This window comes from Streptococcus sp. IsoGale021 (assembly GCF_031142795.1).
GTDB lineage: Bacteria > Bacillota > Bacilli > Lactobacillales > Streptococcaceae > Streptococcus > Streptococcus hominis.
In genome coordinates this window covers 157,678-179,617 of record NZ_JAKZJH010000004.1, presented here as the reverse complement: position 1 = coordinate 179,617, position 21,940 = coordinate 157,678, and the positions used below count along the sequence as shown (strand labels likewise).

At 39.4% G+C, this 21,940-nt stretch carries 23 protein-coding genes and 1 riboswitch; of the genes, 2 read left to right on the top strand and 21 right to left on the bottom strand.

From position 1 onward, the window contains the following. Positions 1-276 precede the first annotated feature (276 nt). Positions 277-519, bottom strand: a complete 243-nt coding sequence (locus RG565_RS04915; RefSeq protein ID WP_247926959.1) for a hypothetical protein — start codon at positions 517-519, stop codon at positions 277-279. 115 nt (positions 520-634) lie between these two features. Between RG565_RS04915 and RG565_RS04910 the strand changes: the two genes are divergently transcribed. Next, positions 635-1,462, top strand: coding sequence for an exodeoxyribonuclease III (locus RG565_RS04910; protein WP_003028316.1), 828 nt, complete (start codon positions 635-637; stop codon positions 1,460-1,462). Positions 1,463-1,486: 24 nt separating this feature from the next. Here the strand turns inward: RG565_RS04910 and nth are convergent, their stop codons facing one another. From nth to tmk, 7 genes are all read right to left on the bottom strand, one after another. Continuing rightward, entirely contained in the window at positions 1,487-2,110 is a 624-nt protein-coding gene (gene nth, locus RG565_RS04905) for an endonuclease III (protein WP_247926958.1), read from the bottom strand. 323 nt (positions 2,111-2,433) lie between these two features. After that, complete coding sequence (locus RG565_RS04900; RefSeq protein ID WP_195322696.1) at positions 2,434-2,787, bottom strand: arsenate reductase family protein; 354 nt, start codon at positions 2,785-2,787, stop codon at positions 2,434-2,436. Positions 2,788-2,806: 19 nt separating this feature from the next. Beyond that, a complete protein-coding gene (locus RG565_RS04895) occupies positions 2,807-3,313 on the bottom strand; it encodes a methylated-DNA--[protein]-cysteine S-methyltransferase (RefSeq protein WP_247936813.1) in 507 nt (168 codons plus the stop codon). A 2-nt stretch (positions 3,314-3,315) separates the two neighbouring features. After that, complete coding sequence (gene rsmI / locus RG565_RS04890; RefSeq protein ID WP_247936812.1) at positions 3,316-4,182, bottom strand: 16S rRNA (cytidine(1402)-2'-O)-methyltransferase; 867 nt, start codon at positions 4,180-4,182, stop codon at positions 3,316-3,318. Between the two features lie 2 nt (positions 4,183-4,184). After that, positions 4,185-4,502 (bottom strand): DNA replication initiation control protein YabA, encoded by a 318-nt coding sequence (gene yabA / locus RG565_RS04885; RefSeq protein WP_049508256.1) that lies wholly within the window; start codon positions 4,500-4,502, stop codon positions 4,185-4,187. A 33-nt stretch (positions 4,503-4,535) separates the two neighbouring features. Continuing rightward, positions 4,536-5,429 carry a DNA polymerase III subunit delta' gene (locus RG565_RS04880; RefSeq protein ID WP_247936811.1) on the bottom strand — a complete coding sequence of 298 codons (894 nt, stop codon included), beginning with the start codon at positions 5,427-5,429 and terminating at the stop codon, positions 4,536-4,538. Next, on the bottom strand, positions 5,426-6,064 hold the full coding sequence (gene tmk, locus RG565_RS04875; protein ID WP_247936810.1) for a dTMP kinase: 639 nt from the start codon (positions 6,062-6,064) through the stop codon (positions 5,426-5,428). Before tmk ends, RG565_RS04880 begins: the two co-directional genes overlap by 4 nt. 154 nt (positions 6,065-6,218) lie before the next feature. Here tmk and RG565_RS04870 point away from each other — a divergent pair, with 154 nt between their 5' ends. After that, the gene (locus RG565_RS04870; protein WP_247905526.1) at positions 6,219-7,082 is read left to right on the top strand and encodes a YitT family protein; all 864 of its coding nucleotides are present in this window, start codon (positions 6,219-6,221) and stop codon (positions 7,080-7,082) included. A gap of 66 nt (positions 7,083-7,148) precedes the next feature. Here the strand turns inward: RG565_RS04870 and RG565_RS04865 are convergent, their stop codons facing one another. From RG565_RS04865 to RG565_RS04805, 13 genes are all read right to left on the bottom strand, one after another. Further along, positions 7,149-7,805 carry a CBS domain-containing protein gene (locus tag RG565_RS04865; protein ID WP_003025613.1) on the bottom strand — a complete coding sequence of 219 codons (657 nt, stop codon included), beginning with the start codon at positions 7,803-7,805 and terminating at the stop codon, positions 7,149-7,151. Positions 7,806-7,951: 146 nt separating this feature from the next. Beyond that, positions 7,952-8,662, bottom strand: a complete 711-nt coding sequence (locus RG565_RS04860) for an ABC transporter ATP-binding protein (protein ID WP_003034327.1) — start codon at positions 8,660-8,662, stop codon at positions 7,952-7,954. Beyond that, entirely contained in the window at positions 8,662-9,426 is a 765-nt protein-coding gene (locus RG565_RS04855; RefSeq protein ID WP_003034299.1) for an ABC transporter ATP-binding protein, read from the bottom strand. The genes RG565_RS04860 and RG565_RS04855 overlap by 1 nt, the downstream gene beginning before the upstream one ends. Beyond that, on the bottom strand, positions 9,426-10,376 hold the full coding sequence (locus RG565_RS04850; protein ID WP_268732233.1) for a branched-chain amino acid ABC transporter permease: 951 nt from the start codon (positions 10,374-10,376) through the stop codon (positions 9,426-9,428). Before RG565_RS04850 ends, RG565_RS04855 begins: the two co-directional genes overlap by 1 nt. Positions 10,377-10,379: 3 nt before the next feature. Further along, the gene (locus RG565_RS04845; RefSeq protein ID WP_247936808.1) at positions 10,380-11,249 is read right to left on the bottom strand and encodes a branched-chain amino acid ABC transporter permease; all 870 of its coding nucleotides are present in this window, start codon (positions 11,247-11,249) and stop codon (positions 10,380-10,382) included. Positions 11,250-11,646: 397 nt separating this feature from the next. Further along, complete coding sequence (locus RG565_RS04840) at positions 11,647-12,810, bottom strand: ABC transporter substrate-binding protein (RefSeq protein ID WP_049512488.1); 1,164 nt, start codon at positions 12,808-12,810, stop codon at positions 11,647-11,649. Between the two features lie 82 nt (positions 12,811-12,892). Further along, positions 12,893-13,162, bottom strand: coding sequence for a YlbG family protein (locus tag RG565_RS04835; RefSeq protein ID WP_247936807.1), 270 nt, complete (start codon positions 13,160-13,162; stop codon positions 12,893-12,895). A gap of 91 nt (positions 13,163-13,253) precedes the next feature. Beyond that, on the bottom strand, positions 13,254-13,868 hold the full coding sequence (locus tag RG565_RS04830) for an ATP-dependent Clp protease proteolytic subunit (RefSeq protein ID WP_223349572.1): 615 nt from the start codon (positions 13,866-13,868) through the stop codon (positions 13,254-13,256). An 88-nt stretch (positions 13,869-13,956) separates the two neighbouring features. Continuing rightward, positions 13,957-14,586 carry a uracil phosphoribosyltransferase gene (gene upp / locus RG565_RS04825; protein WP_003025639.1) on the bottom strand — a complete coding sequence of 210 codons (630 nt, stop codon included), beginning with the start codon at positions 14,584-14,586 and terminating at the stop codon, positions 13,957-13,959. Between the two features lie 97 nt (positions 14,587-14,683). After that, positions 14,684-17,338 (bottom strand): magnesium-translocating P-type ATPase, encoded by a 2,655-nt coding sequence (mgtA, locus tag RG565_RS04820; RefSeq protein ID WP_247936806.1) that lies wholly within the window; start codon positions 17,336-17,338, stop codon positions 14,684-14,686. A 250-nt stretch (positions 17,339-17,588) separates the two neighbouring features. Next, a riboswitch (M-box (ykoK) riboswitch) is annotated at positions 17,589-17,741 on the bottom strand. Between the two features lie 69 nt (positions 17,742-17,810). Next, the gene (locus RG565_RS04815; protein WP_247936805.1) at positions 17,811-18,977 is read right to left on the bottom strand and encodes a MalY/PatB family protein; all 1,167 of its coding nucleotides are present in this window, start codon (positions 18,975-18,977) and stop codon (positions 17,811-17,813) included. Position 18,978: 1 nt separating this feature from the next. After that, complete coding sequence (locus RG565_RS04810; protein ID WP_195673655.1) at positions 18,979-20,073, bottom strand: cystathionine gamma-synthase; 1,095 nt, start codon at positions 20,071-20,073, stop codon at positions 18,979-18,981. A 235-nt stretch (positions 20,074-20,308) separates the two neighbouring features. Then, positions 20,309-21,937: a polysaccharide biosynthesis protein gene (locus RG565_RS04805; protein ID WP_247936804.1), complete on the bottom strand. Its 1,629-nt coding sequence runs from the start codon at positions 21,935-21,937 to the stop codon at positions 20,309-20,311. Positions 21,938-21,940: the final 3 nt, after the last annotated feature.

Sequence of the window (21,940 nt, the reverse complement as noted above, 5' to 3'; positions counted from 1 at the left end):
TTTTAAAAAAGAAAGAGAGTAGGACAAAATCAATAACTTAAAGAGTTGGATTTTATCATTCCGCTCCGCAGCAGCAATGATTAGCTCCAGTAGTCTGAGGAGCTGTTGAAGGTTACAAATACAGCTAACGAGATCAGCGTCAATAAACTTGATTAAAACTTTGTTATTGCTTTCTACGAAAGATCTATTTATCACCTGCCATATTTTTTTAAGCAAACCACACTAAACTGCGTTTTACAAACAATATTATTATAAAAACATTTTCACAAATCTCTTTTACAAAATCAAAGATACTATCAAAACAAGAAGAACAGTAAGAATAGAAAGTGTCACAGCCAGACTTACCCAAAAACCAGCTGTATTCCTTGGATTGACCCCAATTCCAACACCAATTTTCTTCGGTACCCAAAATGGCTCAGAAGATGTTTGTTTTCCCCTCAAACGAAGTAACTTAATAAGGTACCAAAGAAAGAATATGAATAAGACGACTTTCAATAATAATAATAATAATTCACCCATTTTTATCCCCTTTGACTAATATTATACACCTTACTATCCTTTTTACAACCTCAAACTCGCTTAGACAGTCATTTTTTGATACAATAGAAAAAATAAATCTAGAAAAGGTATCCGTATGAAACTCATATCTTGGAATATTGACTCTCTCAACGCAGCTTTGACCAGCGACTCTGCACGCGCGCAATTGTCACAAGCTGTGTTACAAACTTTAGTAAGATTAGACGCTGATATTATCGCCATTCAGGAAACTAAATTATCTGCTAACGGACCAACTAAAAAACATCTAAAAGTTTTGGATGAATTATTCCCACATTATGAAACTACATGGCGCTCTTCTATAGAACCTGCACGTAAAGGTTATGCTGGAACTATGTTTTTATACAAAGAGAATCTATCTCCAAAAATAACCTTCCCAGAAATCGGTGCACCTTCTACTATGGATTCCGAGGGGCGCATCATTACGTTGGAATTTGACAATTTTTTCGTTACACAAGTTTATACGCCAAATGCAGGTGATGGTTTAAAACGTTTAGAAGATCGACAAATCTGGGACAAAAAATATGCTGACTATCTAACAGCTTTAGACATAGAAAAACCTGTCCTTGCTACAGGGGACTACAATGTAGCCCACAATGAGATTGACCTCGCTCATCCTTCTAGCAACCGTCGCTCACCTGGATTTACAGATGAAGAACGATCCGGCTTTACCAATCTGTTAAATCGTGGTTTTACTGATACTTTCCGTTACATTCACGGCGATATTCCAAATGTTTATAGCTGGTGGGCACAACGCAGCAAGACCAGCAAAATCAATAACAGTGGCTGGAGAATTGATTACTGGCTGACCAGCAATCGAATTGCAGATAAAGTAACCAAGTCAGAAATGATTGACTCAGGTACAAGGCAAGACCACACACCAATTGTATTGGAAATTGAATTATAAAAAAAGAGGTTTCTCCTCTTTTTTTCAATCAAAATGATACAGTTGTGGATATTGGTCACATTCAGGATTTCTTGGGTGGCAGATTTCACGACCAAAGCAAATCATAGCTTGATGAGCTGGAAGCCATTCATTTTTGGGCAGAACTTCCATCACGCGTTGTTCAACTTCTAGAGGGGTAGCCGACTTTTTGACAATGTCATGATGTTTGCAAATCCGCTCCACATGAGTATCCACCGCAAAAGCCGGAATACCAAAACCAACACTCATGACCACATTGGCTGTCTTACGTCCTACACCTGCAAGACTTTCCAATTCCTGTCGTGTATGAGGTACCTGACCGTCAAAGTTATCCAGCAATTGCTGAGCACATTTTTTCAAAAACTTAGCCTTATTGCGATAAAGTCCAAGACGAGCAATATAGCTAGCAATCTCGCTTTCTGATGCCGCCGCCATTTCCCGTGGAGTTGGATAGGCTTTAAAAAGGGCTGGTGTGACTGTGTTGACTGCTGCATCGGTCGTTTGAGCCGACAACATAACTGCTACCAGCAATTCAAAATGATTGGTAAAATTCAAGCTAGGTTTCGCATCTGGAAATAGGGCTATGATTTCCTCAATTACCTTTCGCGCACGTTTTTTTGATAAAACCATTTTTTCTCTTTTCGTTTTTTACTAATATTCACTGAAAATCAAACAGTCTCACAGACTGTTTAGCAACCTTGCAAAGTGAGACTATACAAAATATCTGACGGAATATGTTGTATCGGATGATTAAATCAAAAGAGCGACGATTAACATTTTCAAATTTTAGATCTATCTCACTCCCAAGCTAACAAGGTTTGAAGAAAGTTTCTCAGTGTATAAAAACATTATAACACGAACAGCAATGATACCAAAATAGAGAGCTTAAAAAGAAGTGAGGCAACAATTGCGATTTTAAAGAAATCCATTTTGTCGTCTCACTTCTTTTTTATTTACAAATCTAATATTGCATATTCTGTGCGGTAGCCTATTTGCAGGATTTTTCCGTCTTTTTCTAAGATTGGTCGTTTGATGAGCATACCATCGGTTGCTAAAAGCTCTGCGGCTTCTTCGGCGGACAATCCTGATAGTTTATCTTTCAAACCTAGCTCACGATATTTGAGCCCGCTAGTGTTGAAGAAAGATTTGATGTTTAAATCAGAATTTTCCATCCAAGTTAAAATTTCCTCTTTACTCGGTGTTTCCTTGACAATGTCTACCGCTTCAAAGTCCAAACCCAAGCGGTTTAATTCAGCCTTGGCTTTGCGACAGGTCGAACATTTTGGATATTCAATAAATCGTAACATATCATTTTCTCCATTTGTATCATTTATCTAAAGCTTTCTCGCTAAGCTCTACGCCTTCATGCTCCAAGAGCCATATTTTCTTGTCTAATCCCCCAGCATAGCCAGTTAATTGTCCTTGACTTCCCAGCACTCGATGACAGGGAACGATGATTGAAAAAGGATTTTTACCCACAGCACCACTAACAGCCTGCGCCGAGCGAACATCTAACTCCTTTGCTATCTGACCATAAGTAACCGTTGCCCCATAAGGAATAGTTTGCAGATAAGCCCAGACCCGTTGTTGAAAATCCGTCCCAACAAGAGCCAAAACAAGACTCGAAAAGTCTGGACAATCTCCGTTAAAATAGCAATCTAGCAGATTCTTCGTCTCTTTTAAAACCTCATTTTCTGCTAAGAGTAAATTCTCCTCTAAACCGCGCTCAAAATATTTCTGCTTGAGAAACCAGACTCCAACCAGCCCTGTCTCATCAGCAACTAAAGACATTTCTCCTAAAGGGGAAGTATAAATTTGTTTATAAAAAGTCATTTTTACTCACTGACTTGCTCATGATAACGAGCATATAATTCACTCTTATTCCAACCATATTTTTTAGCCACTTCTTTGATAGCTTGATTTTTCTTTGCTCCTGCTGCTACTAGAAAATCAATTTCTGCCAACAAATCCGCTTCTGACTGCTCAACCACTTCTTCGCTCGCTCCTTCCACAATCAGCAAGCATTCGCCCTTAAGCGGATTTTCTGAAATATGGTCTATCAATTCGGAAATCAAGCCACGTTGGTATTCCTCATAAATCTTAGTCAATTCCCGTACCAGAACAACGGAGCGATTTCCATAAATACTAAGCATATTTTCTAAAGTAGCCTTAACCCGATGAGGAGATTCGTAAAAAATCTGTGTCTCTGGATAGGCTTTTTTATTAGAAAAAAACTCTTTTTGCTGACCAGCCTTGCGTGGCAAAAATCCATAAAAAATATGAGGTTGCGGAGCAAGACCACTAGCTATCAAAGCTGAAATACCTGCGCTGGGACCAGGTACAGTCACTACTGCGATTTCCTCAGCAATAGCAGCTTTGACTAAATCATGCCCTGGATCCGAAATGCTAGGCAAGCCGGCATCCGAAACCTGCGCAATATCCTGCCCGCTTTTCAGCAAACGAATCAAATCAGGGATTTTTTCTTTGGCATTATGCTCGTGAAAGCTAATCTGCTTCGTAGTAATACCAAAATGCTTGAGCAACAAACCAGTATTTCTGGTATCTTCTGCTGCAATGAAATCGACTTCTTTCAGAGTATTCACCATACGGATGCTCATATCGTCCATATTCCCAATCGGAGTAGCCACCAGATAGAGCTTCCCATAAGGAGACTGACCTTTAAAACTTTTTTGAACCTGCATGCTTACTCCCTAAAAAGTAATTCATCACAAAACATACATTCTGCATCATTTTCACGGCGTTGCCCATAAAAATCTGTGCACACATGAAAACCATCTTCATAGAGTTTGCGCAAATTATCCCGGTTTCTTTTTGTTTTTGGTGTTGCTGCGTGCTCTACCTGTCCTAATCGCTCTCTTAATTTATCATTTTCCAAGCGAAGCGCTACATTTTCTTCCACCACGCTTTTCAGATTTTTCTTAATCGCTTCTACTTCTGCTAAAGTAACAAGCAGATTTTGAGAAAATTCATCAAGAGCATCAAATAATTCTTTTTTATTCATCCTCACTACCATTTTCCTGTACCAACGTAGCCATCATTCTCTTTCTTGTAACACCATATATTCTAGTGCATTTTGAAAATTAACATTGGCTTGCCACATTTTTCTTGCTGTAAATATACCTTCTAAATAGAAGCGTCCCCACGTTGTTTGCATTTCTTTTGCAAAGAGAAGCTCTAAGAGCTTCAAAGCCTGTTCTTGCTTTTCCTTATCAACTGCCAGACTAGCCAACTTCGCAACCTGCAAATAAGCAGTTTCTTTCCGGTTTAAGCAAAGCGATGCAAAACGATCACATTCTGCTGCCAAGTCAAAAAAAGATGGACTAGCTGCCAAACGCATGGCTTCTTCTTCTGTTTGACTATAAGCAGTTAACAATTCTGCTTGTGTCTTTATCAGCCCAGTCTGCTCCAATTTTTCAAGCAAATAGGCTTGATTTTTTGGAAAATGAAATAGCTGCGCTCGGCTTTTAATCGTGGGCAAAATAAGATTTTCATCCGCTGTCAACAAGAAAATATACACTTCACTTTGTGGCTCTTCAATGACCTTCAACAGCGAATTAGCTGCATTGACATGAATCTTGTCCGCATCACAAATGATAAACACTTGCTTGCTGCTTTCAAACCCTGACTGAGAAAAATTGCGTACTAATTCTCGAACACGCTCCGTCTTGATAATCTGATTGACAGGACGGACGACTGTCACATCTGAAAAATCCTCTTCCTCAATCAACCGACAATTTCGACATTCTCCACAGGGTAAGACACCATTTTTATTGGTACAAAATAAACTCTGTGCTAAACATTGAGCCATTTCAAAACTGCCGAAAGCCCCTGTAAACAGATAAGCATGATTCAGCCGATGTTGCTGTAAAATGTGCTCAAAACGTTCAAACAAAACTGGCTGCAACTGAGCTAATTCTTCTATTTTCATCTTAAACTCTCAACTCTTTCTGCCAATACTGCTAAAGTATCTGCAACGACCTTTTCTAATGGCTGACTGGCATCAATCTTTCTCACACGATTCGGTTCTTTTTTAAGAATAGACAAATACCCCTCACGCACGCGCCGATGCCATTCTACACTTTCACGATCCAAGCGGTCTGCACCACGCTCTTTGCTCTTAGCAATACGAGCCAAGCCTTCCTCTGCTTCAATATCAAAATAAAGGGTCAAGTCTGGCTTCAAACCGTCGGTCGCAAAATTATTCAGCCAATCAATATCAGCTACCTTGAGTCCCCGACCAAATCCTTGATAAGCAACAGAACTATCAATAAAGCGATCCACCAGCACCATTTCACCACGATCTAAAGCAGGTAAAATGCGTTCCACCAAATGTTGCCTACGACTGGCAATATAGAGGAGCAATTCCGTTTTTTCATCGATTTCCGTATGCTTCGGATCTAAAACAACATCGCGAATCTTCTCCGCAACTGCCACTCCACCAGGCTCACGCGTAGTGACAAACGCCTGCCCTTTTGCTTCTAAAATCGGAATCAAGGCTTCTAAAACACTTGATTTTCCTGCACCATCTGGTCCCTCTAAAGAGATGAATATTCCTTTTGACATACTAACTCATTTCTTCCTTTTTCTCCTTTCTATTTTAACAAAAAACTCCAGAAAAATCATTGCCAGAAAAAGTTTAAAAAAATTTTTTCAAAATGATACATAAGTTTTCAAGATTTGATACAATAGAATGTACAGAAATTATTAGGAGGTTAGCATGTCTAAGTTTAAAAACTATCTAACGATTATTCTAGGAGCTGGAATTTTTGCTTTTGCAATAAATTATCTGATTATTCCGAATCATTTGTATGAAGGGGGCGCGACTGGAGTGACCCTCATTACATACTATCTTTTTAAGATTCCTGTTTCACTGATGAATCTCATCATCAACATTCCTCTTTTCATTATTGCTTGGAGAATTTTTGGAACGCGGCTTTTGTACTCTAGTATTTTAGGGACTTTTGCCGTTTCTGCTTGGCTGGCGATATTTGAAAAAATTCCTTTCGTGATTAACCTTGAAGGCGACCTCGTGATTGTGACGCTTCTGACAGGGATTATTGCTGGCGTTGGACTAGGAATTGTTTTCAATGCCGGCGGTACGACTGGCGGTACCGATATTATTGCTCGAATCGCTAACAAGTATACGAATATCTCCATGGGAAAATTGATGTTTACTGTAGACTTCTGCGTCCTTATTTTTGTTATACTTGTTTTTAAAGATGTTCGCTTAGTGACTTATACCTTGATTTTTGTCTTTATCGCTTCGCGAGTAATTGACTTGATTGGTGAAGGCGGTTATGCCGGCAAGGGCTTCATGGTTATCACTAGCCGTCCAGAAGAATTAGCAAAGAAAATTGACGAAGATCTCGGTCGTGGAATTACTTTTATCAATGGACAAGGCTACTACAGCGAGAATGATCTGAAACTCATTTACTGCGTTGTTGGACGAAACGAAATGCAATCCATGAAAAAAGTTATTCATAGCGTCGATCCACATGCCTTTATTACCATTACAGATGCCCATGAAATCCTTGGTGAAGGCTTTACCTTAGATGTCAATAAGCAACCTATTCAGAAATAATCTTGCTCCCATTATAAAAAACGCATGATCACAGTTAAAAGACTGCTCTCATGCGTTTTTGTTATTTTATAATGCTTTTGCTGAAGTACGGGTAATGTCTTCTACCTGAATGCCTTTGTCTTCAAATTTCGCTTTTAAAGCCGGCAAATCCACATTGCCATCGATTTGAACTTCAATGATAACCTTGCCATCTTTGCGTGGGATATTAACAGCATTAGAGATATTGAGATTTTCTTCGACAATCAAATGCACAATCTTCTCCAACACACCGACTTCATCTTCTGTAATGAAACGCACGCGAATGCCTTCTTCACCATAGCCAGCAATTTCAAGAAAGGCTCTGAAAACATCACGATCTGTAATGACGCCGTATACTTGCTGGTTGTCCACCACTGGCAAAATGCCAATTTTATTTTTCAGCATCAAGTAAGTAGCATCTTCCAAGCTAGCAAATTGTGACACCGTCACCACATCACGAATCATGACATCTTTAATTTTGGTCTTGTTTAGCAAATAATTCATCTCATAGATAGACAAGCTGGTCGCTTTTGAAGGACTTGCTTCGGCAATCGTTCCTTCAGTCACCAAACCGACCAATTGGTCATTTTCAATAACCGGAAGCCGGTGCAATCCTTGCTCCCGCATAATATCCGCCGCATGCGCTACCGTCGTATCTGGGCTAATGTATACCACTTTTCGTGTCATAAAATCTTTAACAGCCATGGAAATTCTCCTTTATCTCTAATTTTCAGTTCTATTATACTGTATTTTATAGTTTATTTCAAACGCTTTCAATCTACTTACCTATGTTTTCAAGAATATTATTAGTGAATAAAAAAGAAGTAGAAAACCACTTCTTTCTCCTTTTTTCACCCACCGAGATAAGCCTTGCGGACTTCATCGGAAGCGAGCAATTCTTTTCCTGTGCCAGACAAGACAATATTTCCTGTTTCTAAAACATAGCCACGGTCGGCAATTGAGAGGGCTTTGTTAGCATTTTGCTCAATCAATAGAACCGTTGTGCCTTGCTTTTGAATATCTTGAATAATATCAAAAATTTCTTGAATGAAGAGAGGAGCCAGTCCCATTGAAGGCTCATCTAAAAGCAGAAGTTTGGGAGTAGACATAAGAGCTCGTCCCATAGCAAGCATCTGCTGCTCACCTCCAGAAAGAGTTGCAGCATCTTGATTTTTACGTTCTTCTAAACGCGGAAAGCGTGAGAAGACTTTTTTTAGATTCGCTTGATTTTCATCACGATTTGTTTTTAAGAAAGCACCCATTTCTAGGTTTTCCAAAACAGTCAGGCCTGAGAAAACATGGCGTCCTTCGGGTACCTGAGAAAGCCCTGCTGCCACAATTTTCTGAGCAGGAACTTTTTGAATTTCATTTCCTAAAAACTCAATTTTTCCTGAACTTGGACGAACCAGTCCTGAAATGGTTCGAAGAATCGTTGTTTTTCCGGCACCATTGGCACCGATGAGAGAAACAACTTCGCCCTCGTTGACTTCAAAGCTGACATCTCGGACAGCCTGAATCATGCCATAATGGACGGAAAGATTTTCAACTTTTAGCATAGACATTAGGCTTCACCTCCCAGATAGGCTTCAATAACACGCTTATCATTTTTAATCTCGTCAGGAGTTCCGTGTGCAATCAAACGACCATACTCCAATACATAAATTCGTTCCGTCACTTCCATAACTAGGCTCATGTCATGCTCAATCAGCATGATTGTGATTTGGAATTCATTTTTTATGCGACGAATTAACTCTGTCAATTCTGCTGTTTCCTGCGGATTCATTCCCGCAGCAGGCTCATCAAGAAAGAGAATTTTAGGCTCTGTTGCTAGAGCACGTACGATTTCCAAACGGCGTTGTTGACCGTAAGCTAAATTCTTAGCAAGCGTTTCTGCTTCACCGTCTAGGTCAAAGATTTTTAGCAATTTCAATGCTTTCTCACGCAATTCTGCTTCATTTTTATAGAAAGCTGGCAAACGAAAGAAGCTAGCAAAAACATGTGCTTTGTGGTGATTTCCAAAAGCAATCAAGACATTCTCTAGGACTGTCAAATCTTTAAACAAGCGAATATTTTGGAATGTCCGACTGAGTCCTAAAGAAGCAATCTTATAAGGTGCCTTGCCATTGAGCAAATGCCCATCCAAGGTCACGCTTCCTTCACTTGGTTCATAAACACCGGTCAGTAAGTTAAACAAAGTTGTTTTTCCAGCACCATTTGGACCAATGAGACCGACTAATTCTCCCTCATTCAGCTCCAAGGTCACATCGCCAACAGCAGTCAGCCCGCCGAAATTTTTTGTTAAGTTTTTTACATCAAGAAGCGCCATTAGTTGACCTCCTTATCTTTTTTAAAGAAGCGTGATAAGCTCAATTCCCATGTGCCAAGAAGTCCTCCCGGACGGAAAATCATCACCAAAATTAAAGCAAGAGAGTAGATAATCATCCGAATGCTTGCTACATTTTGAAGCACCATGTTTAAAATTCCCAAAACAATCGCTGCAACAATGGTACCAGTCATAGAACCAAGACCACCAAATACCACGATAATCAAGACATTGATACTATTGATAAAAGTATAATCTTTCGGCACAACAGAGCCAATAAATCCTGCTTGGAGTGAGCCTGCGATACTAGCTGTCATCGCTCCAAAAACAAAGGCAATGACTTTGATTTTAGTGGTATTGACCCCCACAGATTCTGCTGCAATTTCGTCTTCGCGAACCGACAATGTTGCTCGACCAATTGAGCTGCGCAAGAAATTGATGGTTAAAATAGTTGTGATAACTACAAAGAAATACACCATTTGCCAATTGGTAAAAGCAGGAATACCCAAGATACCTGCGGCTCCGTTGGTTAAATCGCCTCCGTTGATGATTAAAATCCGAATGATTTCAGAAACCCCAAGCGTGGCAATTGCTAGATAATCGCCCTTCAAACGAAGAGTAGGAATCCCGACAATCAAAGCGACTGCTCCTGCAATCAATGCCCCTAACACCATGGCTGCAAAAAAGGCAGGATAGGTAGCAGATTTCGAACCAATAATTGCGGCTACATAAGCACCAATTGCCATGAAGCCAGCATGTCCCAGAGAAAATTGACCAGAAAAACCGACAATCAAATTTAAACCTACCGCCAAAATGATGTTAATACCAATTTGTTGTAAGATTTGTAGATAAAAATCATTCAAAACTCCTGCACTAGCAAGCAAGGTAATCAACCCATACCCAGCAAGAAGGAGAACAAACCATAAAATATTTATTTTTAAATTCTTCTTCATAGCTTACACCTTCTCTTTCACATTCTTACCAAGAATCCCTGCAGGACGAACAAGCAAGATTAAGATTAAAATACCATACACAATTGCATCGCGGAAATCTGACATACCAAAAGCTGTCGCAAAGGTTTCTAATAGACCAATGACAAAGCCCCCCAGTGCTGCTCCGGGGATAATACCAATCCCACCAAGTACCGCAGCGACAAATGATTTCAACCCTGGTGTCATTCCCATCAAAGGCTCAAGGGAATTATAATAAAGCGCGATGAGTACACCTGCTGCTCCTGCCAAAGCAGAACCTAAAGCAAAAGTGAAACTAATCGTACGATTGACATTGATTCCCATTAACTGCGCTGCATCACTATCAACAGAAACTGCCCGCATGGCCTTTCCCATTTTGGTTTTTTGAACGATAACCTGCAGCAATACCATTAAAATCAAGGAAATAAGCAAAATCATCAATTGGATATTGGTGAGACTAATCGGGCCAAAATTATAACGAACCGTTTCAATCACTTGTGGGAACGAACGAGTATTGGCTCCCACAAAATAGACCATCACATATTCCAAGAAAAACGAAACACCAATCGCAGTAATCAAAGCTGCAATCCGAGTCGAATTTCTCAATGGACGATAAGCCAGAAACTCAACCAGCACACCTAAAACTGCCGTCCCAATCATTGCCAAAATCAAGGCAAGGAAAAAATTAAGATGAAGAGAGTTAATCAGGAAATAGCCCATAAAAGCGCCCATCATATAAATATCTCCATGAGCGAAGTTGATAAGCTTGATAATCCCATAAACCATGGTATAGCCGAGAGCGAGCAAAGCATAGACACTCCCTAAAATTAGACCATTAACAAGTTGTTGGAGCATGGCCACCACACTTTCTAATTATAGTATAATAGTATAGAAGAAAGAACTATGTGATCGTTCACATTTTCTTATCTATCGTGAAAAAAGAGCGAGTCAAGTCATCATTTCAAAAAAAATTGATTTTTCTCACTCATCTATTCTAAGTTTGAGAAAATGAGACCTTTAAACCTTTTAAGTCTCACTTCACAGTTGATTACTTTTCAATAGCTTAAAACATATCTAACAATCAATCACTATGTCTTACAAACCTTAATGAAACATATTTTTAAGACTAAGACTTTTATCCCGCCTCTTTTCTTTTAACCCGTATAAAGAGAAGTAACTATCTACGATGTTCACCATAAATAGTTACTCTTTTATACACTATAAAATATATTTTAAGCAATCCTGCAAATGATTATGGCTTAACTGTTTCAGCTGCTGTGACTTTCCCATTATTCATGGTCATCATAAAGGCTGTTTTAACAGTATTATGATTCTTGTCAAAGCTGGTATCACCTGTTACACCTTCAAAATTCTTTGTCTTGGCAAGATTGTCTTTGATGTCAACAGATGTTTTCGCACCTTTGGCAGCATTGGCAACAAGATAAACAGAGTCGTATGCTAACGCTGCAAATGTTGAAGGTTCTTCATTGTTGTATTTCGCTTTGTAAGCTTCAAGGAATTTCTTAGCTTTCGCTGAGACATCAACTGTTGAAGAGAAGCCTGAAATATAGTAGATATTTGAAGCTTTAGCTGGTGTCGCTTGTTGGACAAATTCTGCGCCATTAAAGCCATCACCACCAACGATTGGCTTATCAATGCCCATACCACGCGCTTGGTTGACAATTTTACCAGCTTCCGTATAATAACCAGGAATGATAATCGCATCAAAATCTTTTCCCTTCATCTTGGTAAGTGCTGCTTGAAAATCTGTATCACCAGCGACAAACTTTTCATCTGCAACAATCTCACCTTTGTAGGCATTACGGAAAGCTTTTGCGATACCTTTGGCATAATCACTTGAGTTATCTGTATAAAGTACAACTTTTTTCGCTTTTAACTTTTCTGTAACGTATTTAGAAATGATTTTCCCTTGGAAACTGTCTTGGAAAGTTCCGATGAATAAGTATTCTTGATTTTTCGTCAAACCGTCTTGTGTCGCACTAGGTGAAATCAAAGGCACACCTGCTTTTGTCGCATTGGGAACTGCCGCTGCTGTTGCACCAGAAGTTGCAGGTCCTACGACTGCATTTACTTTTGATTGGGTTACCAAGTTAGTCGTGACAGAAGCTGCTTCTGCTGTTTCAGATTTATTATCCTTGTCAACAACTTCAAGTTTCTTGCCATCAATACCACCAGCTTTGTTGATCTCATCAACAGCCAGTTGGGCACCTTTTTGTTCGGCTGTTCCATAAGCTGCTGTTGCACCAGTTTCTTCAAAGTTGAATCCGATTTTAATAGTCTTATCAGCAACTTTTGTACCAGTTGCATTGGAGCCACCTGACTTTACTTCCCCACAAGCGGCAAGAAGGGCAACACTTGCAAGGGCAACAAATGATAGAGCAAATTTTTTCTTCATATTCTTATCTCCTCGTTCCGAAATGATATGTTTAGAATATATCGAATTATCTGACAATTGTCAAGTGGTAAATGAGATTTTTTTATATGTTTACGTTTTCTTTATCTCTAAACAAGTTTCCAACAAAGTCTGTGTCCAATTCTTGAATGTGACAAACCCGTACTTGTTTGACATATTTTTCTTTAGGTAACTTTTGCATCGTCTCTTCTACTTGCTCTGTCGGAATATACAACTGGAGGTAACGATGCTTTTTAGAATGGTAGACAATATCGCCAATAGTTTCTATTTTTTTCACATCTCGATTGTAATACAAATACACAATCAAACCTGTTCGTTCTTCTTTTTTAAACATGAATTTTCTTTCTAATTTATTTTTATCATTTATAAGTATATCAAAAAAATGCCCATCAGAGGACATTTTTCGTACAGTAATAAACAAATGATTAGTTTAAATTATTATTTGCCATGATTTCATCAATGAAACCATAATCCAAGGTTTCTTGAGCACTCATCCAATAATCGCGTTCTGCGTCTTTATGTACTTGCTTAATGGTTTTCCCTGAATTATCCGCAAGGATTTTCTCCAAGTTATTCCGGGTTTTCAGCAAATGCTCAGCCGCAATCGCCATATCAGTTTGTTGCGTACCGCTACCAGTTCCGCCCATTGGTTGGTGAATCAGGTATTCTGCATTCGGCAACATGAAGCGCTTGCCTTTAGCACCACTTGAAGCAATAATGGTTCCCATGGAAGCAGCCATCCCCATGACAATTGTTTGAACATCTGATTTGATGAAGTTCATGGTATCAACAATCGCTAGACCAGCTGATACAGAACCGCCTGGCGTATTGATGTAAAGATAAATATCTTTGGTATTATCCTGCGCATCAAGAAAAAGTAATTGCGCAATAATGGAATTAGCCATATTGTCCTCAACAGGACCCGTCAGCATAATAATGCGATCTTTTAATAAGCGTGAGTAAATATCGTAGGAACGTTCTCCACGGCTTGTTTGTTCAATAACTACAGGAATCATTGTATTCTCCTTTTCATCTGATATTTTAATCTGACTAACAATTTTTAGTGAGATTTTTCAAATATGAGACTATTATAGCCTTTTGGTCAAAAAAGGTCAAACATAAAACTCATTATTTTGTACCAAAAAGACGATCTCCTGCATCTCCCAATCCTGGAACGATATAGCCGTTTTCATTCAAATGATCATCAAGGGCTGCTGTAAAGATTTCCACGTCTGGGTGAGCTTCTTGTAAGGCTTTCACACCTTCTGGCGCTGAAACAAGACAGACAAATTTAATATTGTGCGCACCGCGTTTTTTCAATGAATCAATGGCTAAAATAGCTGAACCACCTGTCGCCAGCATGGGATCTACCACAAAGATTTGACGTTGGCTAATGTCTTCTGGTAACTTCACAAGGTACTCAACTGGTTTTAGGGTTTCTTCGTCGCGATACATGCCAATATGTCCGACTTTAGCAGCTGGCACAAGGCTCAAAAGACCGTCCACCATACCGATACCTGCACGTAAGATTGGGACAATGGCTAATTTTTTACCAGCCAATTGTTTTTGAACCGTCTTTGTAATGGGCGTTTCAATTTCCACATCTTCTAATGGTAAGTCACGTAAAACTTCATAGCCCATCAGCATAGCAATTTCATTTACTAACTCACGAAAAGCCTTAGTAGAGGTATCCGTACGACGTAAGATAGACAATTTATGCTGAATGAGCGGATGTGCGATCACTTGAAATTTTTCCATGATTGGTGTTCCTTCTTTCAATTTATTCTTCTTATTATATCAAAAAAACATAAAAAAGGCTCGTGACAAACAAGCCTTTTCAAAGATTGTCAATTGCTTACAACCATTCATGGTATTTCTTAATATAAAGATGCTTCACAAACGTAATACTTGCCATATACAAAATCATGACAAGGATTAAGAATAAGAAATAAGTACCGTTTAATGGAGCCACTTTTAAAAGCGCTGCAAAAGGACCGTAGGGCAATAAGGTTACAAAGAACACGGCTGCTAGCGTTGTCATAACTACAGACAAAGCCGGTCTGCTTTGAATAAATGGCAGTTTAGGTGAGCGCAGCATATAGATAACCATGGTTTGCGTCCACATGGACTCAATAAACCAACCTGTTTGGAAAATGGTGATGAATTCGCTAGACATCCCATGATGGTAAACAGAACCTGTCATCATCGGTGCAACGATAAAGAACAAAATCAAGAAGGTCATACAGTCAAAAATAGAACTGATTGGACCAATCCAAGCCATGAAACGAGTAATGGATTTTGCACTCCAAATGCGCGGTTTTTGTAAAAATTCACAGTCGACATTGTCAAACGGCAAAGCGATACAAGAAATGTCATACACCAAATTTAGCACAATCAGATGAATCGGTGCCATAGGCAAAAATGGTAGGAAAATACTTGAAATCAACAAGGAAAAGATGTTCCCGAAGTTGGAACTGACTGTCATCTTGATATATTTGGTCATATTAGCATAGACTTTGCGACCTTCCACCAAGCCTTTTTCAAGCACCAACAAGTCCTTATCTAATAGGATAACATCAGCTGTTTCTTTAGCAATATCGACAGCTGTATCAACTGAAATCCCTACATCAGCTACTTTCATAGAAGGTGCATCATTGATGCCGTCTCCCATATAACCAACCTTGTGCCCATTTGCTTTCAGCTGCAAAATGATACGCGCTTTTTGGTCAGGAGATAATTTTGCAAAAACAGTTGTAGTTTCAACTACCTTGCTCAATTTTTCATCTGACATCGTTTCAATCACAGAGCCAAGTAGGATATGTTCTGCATCTAAACCAACTTTCTCACAGACCGCTTCTGTGACTTTTTCATTGTCACCTGTCAAAATTTTGGTGGCAACACCATATTCTGCTAAAGCCTTGATAGCAGGCGCCGCAGAAGGTTTTGGCGGGTCAAGAAAGGCAAGATACCCCGTCAAAATCATATCAGATTCATCTTCTACTGTGTATTCATAGTCAGCATCTAAGTCTGAGCGATAGCTGACGCCCAGCACGCGCAGTCCTTGTTCATTTAACTGTGAAACTTCTGCTAAAATTTCTTGACGAATTTCTTCCGTCAAAGGAAGGATTTTCCCTTTATCTTCGACATAATTTGAAATGGATAGCATTTCCTCCAAAGCACCTTTTGTTACCATGCTAACGACATTTTCATCATCTCGAACTAGCACACTCATGCGGCGGCGTTCAAAATCAAAAGGCAATTCATCAATTTTCTTAAAAGTTTGGTCTAAATTACGAACAATTTCGTGCTTTTCTGCTTCTTTTTCTGTCCGATTGATAATAGCACGATCCATCAGATTTTTTAACCCTGTTTGATAATACGAATTGAGATACGCCCTGCGAAGAACGGCTAAATCAAGGTCTCCATGAATATCAAGCGGATATTCCAAGACAATCTCATCTTGTGTCAGCGTTCCCGTCTTATCCGTGCAAAGAATATCAATCGCTCCCAAATCTTGAATGGCATTAAGTTTCTTGATAACAACTTTTTCTTTTGCCATAAGAATGGAACCCTTAGCCAAACTCGCAGTGATGACCATAGGCAGCATTTCTGGTGTCAAACCGACACCGACACTAAGTGCAAATACACCAGCCTCCAGCCAATCTCCGTCTGTCAGACCATTGATAAGAAAGACAACGGGTACAAGTACCAACATGAGACGAATGAGCAACCATGAAATGCTGTTCATTTCCCGCTCAAATGAAGTTGGTTCATCATAAGTATTGAGCGTTTGCTCAATAGCACCCATCTTGGTATCATCTCCAACGACCAGAACAAGGGCAATGGCACGACCAGAAATCACATTGGTTCCCATAAAGCCAAGTGCTTCAGATTCAAGCAAGCTATCTGCCTCTTTTGTCTCGCATTTATCCAGCGCCATTTTTTCAACAGCATCACTTTCGCCTGTCAAACCTGACTGTTGCACAAAGAAGTCGCGCGAATCCAAGATTAGCACATCTGCTGGTAGCATATCTCCTGCACTCAAGCGGATAATGTCTCCTACTACTAATTCTGTAATCGGAATTTCTTGCTCTTTTCCCTCACGAACAACTGTCACTGTATTGACAATCATACGTGAAAGATTGCTGGCTGCTTTGTCGCTCCGCAATTCTTGCACAAAGCGAATGCTGCCAGACAACAAGACAAGGACAACGATAATGATAAATGTTGTCGGGTCTTCTTGCCCAGGCTTTGCCAGCCAAACATTGGTCACCAAAGACACCAATGCAATGAGTAAGAGAATAACGGTAAAGGGATTGATAATGGACTCATAAATCTTTTTAAAAATTGAATCTTCTTGCCCTTTTGTCAATTCATTTTCGCCATATAAGTCGCGATTTTCTTCAACTTGCTCTTCTGTCAGTCCTGCTCTGGAAGTGTTGAAAAAGGTCATCGTGTCCCCTACAGACATACGAAGAGCATCTGTTAATCTTTCTTTTGCTGTTTTCACTGATTTTCTCCTCTATCTAAGACTATCTGAGCTGCAATATTTCTATTGATCTCAGATTCCTTCATTTGTTAGAGTCGATTACAAAGGGAGCATGAGGAATACTCATGTATGGTAATCGACTGATTTTCTGTTGACTCGGGTGATCATCATTTGCCATATTCCTCACTCCTTTCCCCTGCAGTTTCCTTTTAAAAAATCAGCTAAAAAACAATAAAATCCTACCATGAAAAACATGGCAGGACTGTATGTCTTGTGTTACCGTTCAAGCTTTAACTCCGTAGGGCGGTGAAATGACATTAGTCGAAACCTTAGCGATCTCAACTGCTAACCAACGCGTAGTGTCTCCACTACTTTGCGGTAGTCATCCATATCCCTATGGTAGCCTCACCTACCGATTTTTCATACTAACTATACTCCACTTAAGAATGATTGTCAACCCCAAATGGCTGTTTCTGAAAATTTCTTTTCATTCTTATTGTGGCAAACAACGTACAATTCTCTTGCAAATCTCTTCTACTAAAGACTTAGGCGCTGCAATATTCAGCCTTGCATGAAGTTCGCCCTCTTTTCCATAGTCACTTCCTCGATTGAGAATGACTTTGGCTTGGTCATGCAACAAAGTAAAAAGTTCATCATCTGTCAAACCATAATCGCTAAAATCAAGCCAAATTAGATAAGTTCCTTGTGGTTTCATAACTTTTAATCGCGGAGCTTCTTTGGCAAAATAATCCACCGCAAATTTAATATTTTCTTCTAAAACAGCTTTTAGTGCCACTAACCAAGGTTTGCCATAACGATAGGCCGTTTCTGTCGCAATATAACCTAAACTTGACACTTCATGGTGGTTATTGGCAAGCTGCTGACGTTTAAACTGCGCACGTAATGAAGGATTTTCAATAACAGCATAGGAATTTTTAGTCCCTGCAATATTAAAGGTCTTGGTAGCACTAGACAGTATGATGGCAAATTCTTTAAAATCAGGTGAAATGGTATTAAAGGAAACATGCTCATGACCAAACAAGGTCAAATCTTGATGAATCTCATCTGATACCAAGATAACCTGGTGTTTTTGACAAAGATGACCGATTCTTTCCAAAACCTCTCTTTCCCAAACACGTCCTCCGGGATTGTGCGGACTGCAAAGAAGATACAATTTCACATTATTTTCGACAATCTCTTTTTCCAATTGCTCAAAGTCAATTTGAAACAAACCGTTTTCTTCTTTGAGAGAATTAGATACCAATTTTCGATTGTTTAAGCGAACGCTACGAGCAAAAGGTGGATAAACAGGAGAATTGATTAAAACAGCGTCTCCCTCTTTGGTAAAGGCTTGAATCGCAAGAGAAATAGCTGGCACAACACCTTCTACAAAAACGATATCTTCCTTATCAAACGAATACCGATGTTCGCTCTTTTCCCAATCCAACACCGCTTGGAGCAGCTCATCACTCGCATAAGTATAGCCATAAACCAACTGCTCTGCATAGTCATGAATCGCATTTTTTACTTCCGGCATGACCTCAAAGTCCATATCTGCAATCCACGCCGGCAGTAATTGAGGGTCTGTCTCTGTCTCTTTCCACTTATAAGTGTGGTGAGATAAGCGATTCGGTGCTGTTTGAAAATTGTATTTGCTCATATTATACCTCCAAAGCAAATTTTAAATCTGTGATCAAGTCTTGGCTGTCTTCGATTCCAATGGACAATCGCAATAAGTCATCTGTTAAACCGTAGGATTTCCGCACGTCAGCTGGAATATCTGCGTGTGTCTGAGTCGCAGGATAGGTAATCAAACTTTCTACTCCCCCCAAGCTTTCTGCAAAGGTAAAGACTTTTAACGTATTTAGCAAATGTGGAATAACTGCTTCATTTTTGATTTTAAAGGAAATCATGCTGCCTTTTCCCGGATAGAGAACCTCTTTTACTGCTGGCGAATCTTTCAAGAAAGCTGCTACAGCTTGTGCGTTTTTTGTTGAACGTTCCATACGTAGAGACAAAGTTTTCAAACCTCGAAGCAAGAGATAACTATCAAATGGAGATAAGACAGCTCCTGTCGTATTGAGATTGTAGAATAGATTCTTATAAAGCTCTTTGTCACTCGTCATAAGAGCACCAGCCAGAACATCATTATGTCCTCCTAAGTACTTAGTTGCTGAATGTAGCACAAGATCCGCTCCATTTTCCAAAGGACGTTGATAGATTGGAGTATAAAATGTGTTATCTACAATAACCTTTGCACCTTTTGCATGAGCTTTTTCTGCAATAGCCGCAATATCAAACTCAAGCATTAACGGATTCGTCGGGGTTTCCAGATACACCACATCTATATCCTCTGTTAAAGCGGCAAGTAATTCTTCTTCCGTATTTGCATATGTAAAGTGAAAGCGCCCTTCTTGCTCCACTTGATGAAACCAGCGAAAAGAACCGCCATAAAGGTCACGAACTGCTAGAACCTTGCTTCCAACTGGAAAAACACTAAAAGCCAAAACAATGGCGCTCATTCCTGAGCTCGTAGCTAATGCATAATCCGCATACTCAATGGCTGCTAACGTCTTTTCCAAGCTGCTTCGCGTTGGGTTTTTCGTGCGCGTATAGTCATATCCAGTGGATTTTCCAAATTCTGGATGCTGATAGGTCGTTGAAAAATGCAAAGGAGTTGTCAATGCACCTGTTGCTTCATCTGTTTTAATACCAGCATGAGCTAAAAGAGTATCTAATTGTAATTTTTTATCCATAATAAGCTCCATAAGATCGAAATAGAATCAATCAACCTTTATTATTCTAAGTGATTCTATTGTAACATCTTACGAAAATACTGTATTTTGTTCTTTTCAAGAGCTAGATATAGTTAATAACTATAATAGCTATTAAAAGATTATCAAATCATAGATGTTTATTCTCACAATAACCAATTTCATTATATCTTAATTCTTATAAATTTTCTACAATATTAAAAAGCCTTTCGGCTTTTTAATGAATATGAAATTTTTGACGTAAGGTTTGAGCTTTCTCACCAATAAAGCGGTCTAGCAAACGGACTCGCAAAGCCATTGCTCCATAAATAGCCATGCCCAAGCCACCGATGATAACCAAATAAATCATACTCGAAATGCGTCCACTTGGATGAAAGACAAAGCCAAGTACGACTTCCACAATGGCAATCAAAAGAGCCATAACTGCTGTTAAAATCCCAATCAACAAACTCCGTTTGAAGAGAATGGTTTGATTGAGTCCAGTTACTTGACGAATGTGTTGGTACATCAGAATGATTGGAACAATAAGTCCAATAGTAGTCGCAAGCAAGGGGCCGTAAGCTCTGAACAGATAAATAAATGGAATTTGCAAAATGAGCTTAACAAGAACTCCATAACCAAAATAGATAATTGCTTTACGATTTTGGAAAAGCGCCTGAATCATTGGCGATAAGACAGTATAGACGCCAAGAATAATCGTCTGTAACATAGCAAAAATGAAGAGCCCCAAGGCCAAACTATCTGGTCGTCCGTAGAAAATCGTGTATAATGACCGCGCTACTAAGACAGAACCAATCGTTGCTGGTAAAAGAAACAGCAGTAACATACTCAAATTATCTTGAACTAAGCGCGCAGCCGCCTTTAAATCACCTTTGACATAGTTTTCTGTCAGCAAGGGAATCCCCACACCGCCGATCGAAGTTGCTACTGCAATCAAAATCATGGTAATCTTATTTGGATTGGCAGAGAAATAACTGAACATAACCACCAGCTGAGAATTGCTATAATTGGTGAACCATTTCATCGTATTGATAAATGTCATCTGGTCAATGATTTGGAAAAGCTGAATAGCAGAACCCGTGATGATAAAAGGAATGGCTTCACGAATCGTATCCACCAGCAAAGCACGGCTGTTGATTTCAGCACTATTAGCCGGTTTGTGTAAGATAGATGTCAAGAGATTGGTCTTCCAAAGAAAATAAACCAAAACCGCCATACTGGCAAACATACCGACAAAGGCTGCAAAAGTAGATTGGGTCACTGCAGCAACATAATCTTTAGTGCCCAATTTCATAATGAAGAATGTTGCAAGTAACATCCAAATCACACGAATGACTTGTTCAGCAATCTGGCTCATGGCATACGGTTTTAAATTGTTAAAACCTTGGAAAAATCCACGAATAACACTCATGGCTGGAAATACTAGCACAGCCCACGACAAACTTTGCATGACCGGAATCAGCTCTTTCCCAACTCCTGATACACGCGCAAAGAACGGTGATAAAAGATACATCACAACTGCAAAAATGACCCCCAACAAGAGCATGAATTTCAAAAATTCACGAATGAGAGTAAAACTATGATCTTTTTGATCCATCGTATTGTACTTGGCGACTTGCTTGGCGACTGCAACTGGAACTCCTGCCGTAGAAATCAGAAGAAACCAAGCATAAATATTGTAGCCCATAGTAAACAATCCATTGGCCTCTGCACCGTGTTTCCCCATCCAGATATACCAAGGAATGATATAAATTGCCCCTAAAAAGCGGCTAATAAAGTTACTAGCTGTCAGCCAAGCTGTTCCTAGCAGCATTTGTTTTTGTTGATTTGTTGTTTGTTGGTCCATACA